This window comes from Phytoactinopolyspora endophytica (genome assembly GCF_004138495.1).
GTDB classification, from domain to species: Bacteria; Actinomycetota; Actinomycetes; order Jiangellales; family Jiangellaceae; genus Phytoactinopolyspora; species Phytoactinopolyspora endophytica.
The window spans coordinates 144,019-147,837 of record NZ_ML142865.1 but is presented as its reverse complement, the minus strand read 5'-3'; the positions used below and the strand labels follow the sequence as shown (position 1 = coordinate 147,837).

Sequence of the window (3,819 nt, the reverse complement as noted above, 5' to 3'; positions counted from 1 at the left end):
GGCGGCCGCGCCGGCCCAGAGCGGCGCCGCGGCCGCGAACCGGTAGATGAGGCTACGTCCCTGGATCAAGGGAGACCCGTTCGCGCCGATCAGCCGCACGTAGTCCTGCAGGAAGCGCTCCAGTCTCGCGTGGTCGAGAGCGCGCCGGCCGGCGGCCAGGTCGAGACCGTCTCCGGACGCGCCGTCGGCGCCACGCATCCTCGCCCACAGGACCGGGTACAGGTGCATGGCCCAGCCGCAGTAGTGGTCGTAGGAACGTTCGTCGCCGTCGGCGTACCAGCCGTCCACCCGGAAGAAGGAGTCGTGCGCCGCGAGGTCGGAGTCGATGTCCCCGGCCGACCACGGGCCACCCACCGAGCGCAGGAAGGTCTCGACGACGATGCGGAACCACACCCAGTTGCAACGCGGGTAGCCGTCGTCACCGACAACAGTGCAGAGGTATTCGACCACGCGCTCCTGGACGTCGGAGGAGAGCCGGTCCCAGATCCACGGCCTGGTCATGTCGAGGATCAGCGCGATCGAGGCGGCCTCCACCTTGGCCTGGCCATGCTCGTCCGGTCGCAGCCAGCGCTCGGGCGACGACGGGTCGGTTCCGGCGGCGATCCCGTCCGCGTACCACTCGGTGAGACCGGGCACGTCGTCCGGGTCCTGACCGTCCGCACCGGTGAGACGGAACCCGGCGAGCAGGAACGTCCGGGCGAAGCCCTCCAGCCCGTCGGCGCCCGCGCCGTAGCCGCCGACGTCGCCGGGCGGGGTGATGAGCGCGCGGCCGGGTGACGCGTACGGCCGGACCGAGAGCAGCATGCGGTCGGCGAGGCCGGTCCAGTGCTTGCGGGTCCACCCGGTGATCGGCGACATCGACGCGGGGTCCGTGCGGGTTTCGGCGGTCAAGCGCTTACCTCCAGTTCGTCGGCGGTGACGGTGGCGCGTGGCGGCAGCCCGTCGATGTAGCGCTCCAGCTCGTCGAGGGCGCTGTCGCTCATCCGCTGGGTCTCCGATCCCAGCGAGCCGGCGACGTGCGGTGTGATCATGACGTTCGGCAGCTCGTAGAGCGGGGAGCCCGCGGGCAGCGGATCGGGATCGGTGACGTCGAGCATCGCGAACAATCGCTGGGAAGCGCATTCCTGGGTCAGAGCATCGGTGTCGACGACGGAGCCCCGGGCCGTGTTGATCACCGTTGCGCCGTCGCGGAGCAGCGCCAGTTCTTCTCTCCCGATCATGTGCCGGGTGGCCGGCAGCTCAGGCACGTGCAATGTCAGCACGTCGGACACCCGCAAGAGCTCGGGGAGCTCTACCAGGCGAGCACCCGCATCGGCGACCTCGGTCTTGTCCGCGTACGGGTCTGCCACCAGGATCTCGACGTCCAAACTGCGCAGCCGCTCCACGACACGCTGGCCGACCCGGGAGTATCCGACGACGCCGACCACCCGGCCACGGTTGGACAGGTCCGTGCGCAGACGGGTGTACGACCAGTCGGCGCGGTGCAGGCGGGCCTCGTTGGCCAGGAAAGGGGCCTTCTTGCCGGCGAAGACGACCGCGGCGAACGTGTACTCCGCGACGGGGATCGCGTTGTCGTCCGCGGCATTCGTCACGAGAATGTTCCGCTGCCAGACCTCGTCTTTGGCGAACGATCGCACCGAGCCCGCACAGTGGAAGATCGCCCGGAGCCGAGGCGCGCCTGCCAAGCGATCCGCGGTCAGCTCGGGGCATCCCCACGACGTCACCAGCACATCGACCTCGCTGAGGCGCCGGCGGACTTCCGGCACGTCGAGGTCATCGGCATGCAGTGGCTCGGCCAGGTCAGCCAGCGAGCGCAGTCTGCGCAGTTGGGGCTCATGGAATTGCATGTCGAAGGTCCGCTGGTCCATGAGCAGCAGCGCATTCGGCCGTCCTCGGCTTCTCACCTGTCGCGTCTCCCGTAGTCGTCGCCGGCACATGTTCGATGTGAGCGACCAATGATCGTGGCACGTCGTTCGCGGTCGATCGTTTCTGTTCATTTAGGTGTAGAAGAACAGTAAACTCAGCCGACACACTGCCGTCAAGGCCTTGAAATAAACATTATTGATCAGAGATGATCGGTCCTGCGGTCTCATAGACCACCAGACTGGCGACAGCACCGCAGTTGCCGCCGGCTGCCGACCATGCAGCCGCAGACGAGCCGGAGAAGGGACACCGATGGCGATTCCACCGCCGCCCAAGTCTGGACCTTTGCTGACCGCTTGGGAGCTTCCAGCCACGACCCACGCCCTATCCAGCTCGCTGCTGCCCCCGCCCCGTGCCTTGGCTACTCCCGCTGCCGGAGATCCCGCCTGGGCCGACTGCGACGCCGCGACGCTGCGACACCTACGTTCCGTCGCCGAACAGGAACGCGGCAATCCATGGCCGCAGCCGCTCGTCTCGCATTACGCCAGGTACTTCAACGATGGCAACCGCACCGCGTACGAGGATCGCGTCGGTGCCCGCCAGCAGCGGCTCACCCGTGCCGTCGTCCTTGCCGCGGCCACAGCGGACCGGCCGCGAGACGACCGTGGCACACCGCACGCCCGGAGTGTGAACGGGAATCGACACGGCACCGACTGGGTCGACGAGGCCGCCGACGGCATCGCCCTGTTGTGCGAGCAGTCCTCGTGGTGCTGGGCCGCGCACGACAGTTCGCCCCGCCTCACCGGCACCGTCGTCCCCGACGTCCGAGCGCCGTACCTCGACCTCGGAGCGGGCGAGGTCGCCGCCCAACTGGCCTGGGCGGACCACGTCCTCGGAGAGGTGCTCGACGAGCGCTACCCAGGTCTGCGGGCGCGGATCCGGCTGGAGACCCGGCAACGCGTGCTGGATCCGTTCCTCGACCGGGACGACTGGCATTGGCTCGGCCTCGATGGCGACGTGCACAACTGGTGCCCATGGATCTGCGGAAACGTCCTCGTCGCAGCCGTCCAGCTGCTCGACGACGAGGAGCGGCGCGGCCATGCGGTCGCGAAGGCGGTGGCAGGGCTGGACCGTTTCCTCGCCTCGCTGCCGGACGACGGCTCGATCGACGAGGGCTACGAGTACTGGTGGAACGGTGCCGGTCGCGCCTTGGACGCGCTGGACGTCCTCGCGCACGCCACCTCGGGAAAGCTCGACGCGCGGCAGGTACCGGTGGTCCGGGAGACCGTCGCGTTTCCGCACCGCATGCACCTCGGCGGCCCGTGGTACCTCAACTTCGCCGACGCCCGGGCCAGGCCACCGCGCGAACAACCCTGGCACGTCCTGCACCGCTGGGCCCGCAGTGTCGGCGACCATGATGCCGTCCGGCACGCGGCCGCGCACCGCGAGCCCGGACAACCGGTCGGGTCGGTGGAAGTCGGTCTCGGACGGCTGCTGAGCGCCCTGAGCGATCCCGAGTGGACGGCGGCCGAGCCCGCTTCCCCGCCGCTCGTCGCCGGGGTGTGGCTGCCGGGAACCGAGGTCGGTGTGGGGCGGGAGACCGGCGGCAGCGCCGACGGCCTGACGCTCGCGATCAAGGGCGGACACAACGCAGAGCATCACAACCACAACGACGTCGGGACGGTGGTCGTCGCCGTCGACGGTGTGCCGGTCCTCGTGGACGCCGGCCGGCCCACATATACCGCCCAGACGTTCGGCCCCGACCGGTACTCGATATGGACCATGCAGAGCAGTTGGCACAACGTGCCGGAGGTCCGTGGCACAGCGCAGGAACAGGGCCGGGAGTTCCACGCACGTGAGATGAAGGTCACCGACGACGACGCCCGTTTCCAGGCCCGGCTCGACCTGAGCGCGGCCTATCCGGAGGCGGGGCTGGGACGATGGGACCGCATCGCG

Annotated in this window: 3 protein-coding genes; 1 reads left to right on the top strand and 2 read right to left on the bottom strand. The window is 69.2% G+C overall.

The window, feature by feature from the left end; translation table 11 throughout:
- A partial coding sequence (locus tag ELR45_RS39215) for a DUF2264 domain-containing protein (RefSeq protein WP_205857335.1) occupies positions 1 to 891 on the bottom strand: 891 nt, incomplete at its 3' end.
- Positions 888 to 1,868 (bottom strand): hydroxyacid dehydrogenase, encoded by a 981-nt coding sequence (locus ELR45_RS26775; protein WP_129669044.1) that lies wholly within the window; start codon positions 1,866 to 1,868, stop codon positions 888 to 890. The genes ELR45_RS39215 and ELR45_RS26775, both read right to left, overlap by 4 nt.
- Positions 1,869 to 2,175: 307 nt before the next feature.
- Between ELR45_RS26775 and ELR45_RS26770 the strand changes: the two genes are divergently transcribed.
- A partial coding sequence (locus ELR45_RS26770; RefSeq protein WP_129669094.1) for a heparinase II/III family protein occupies positions 2,176 to 3,819 on the top strand: 1,644 nt, incomplete at its 3' end.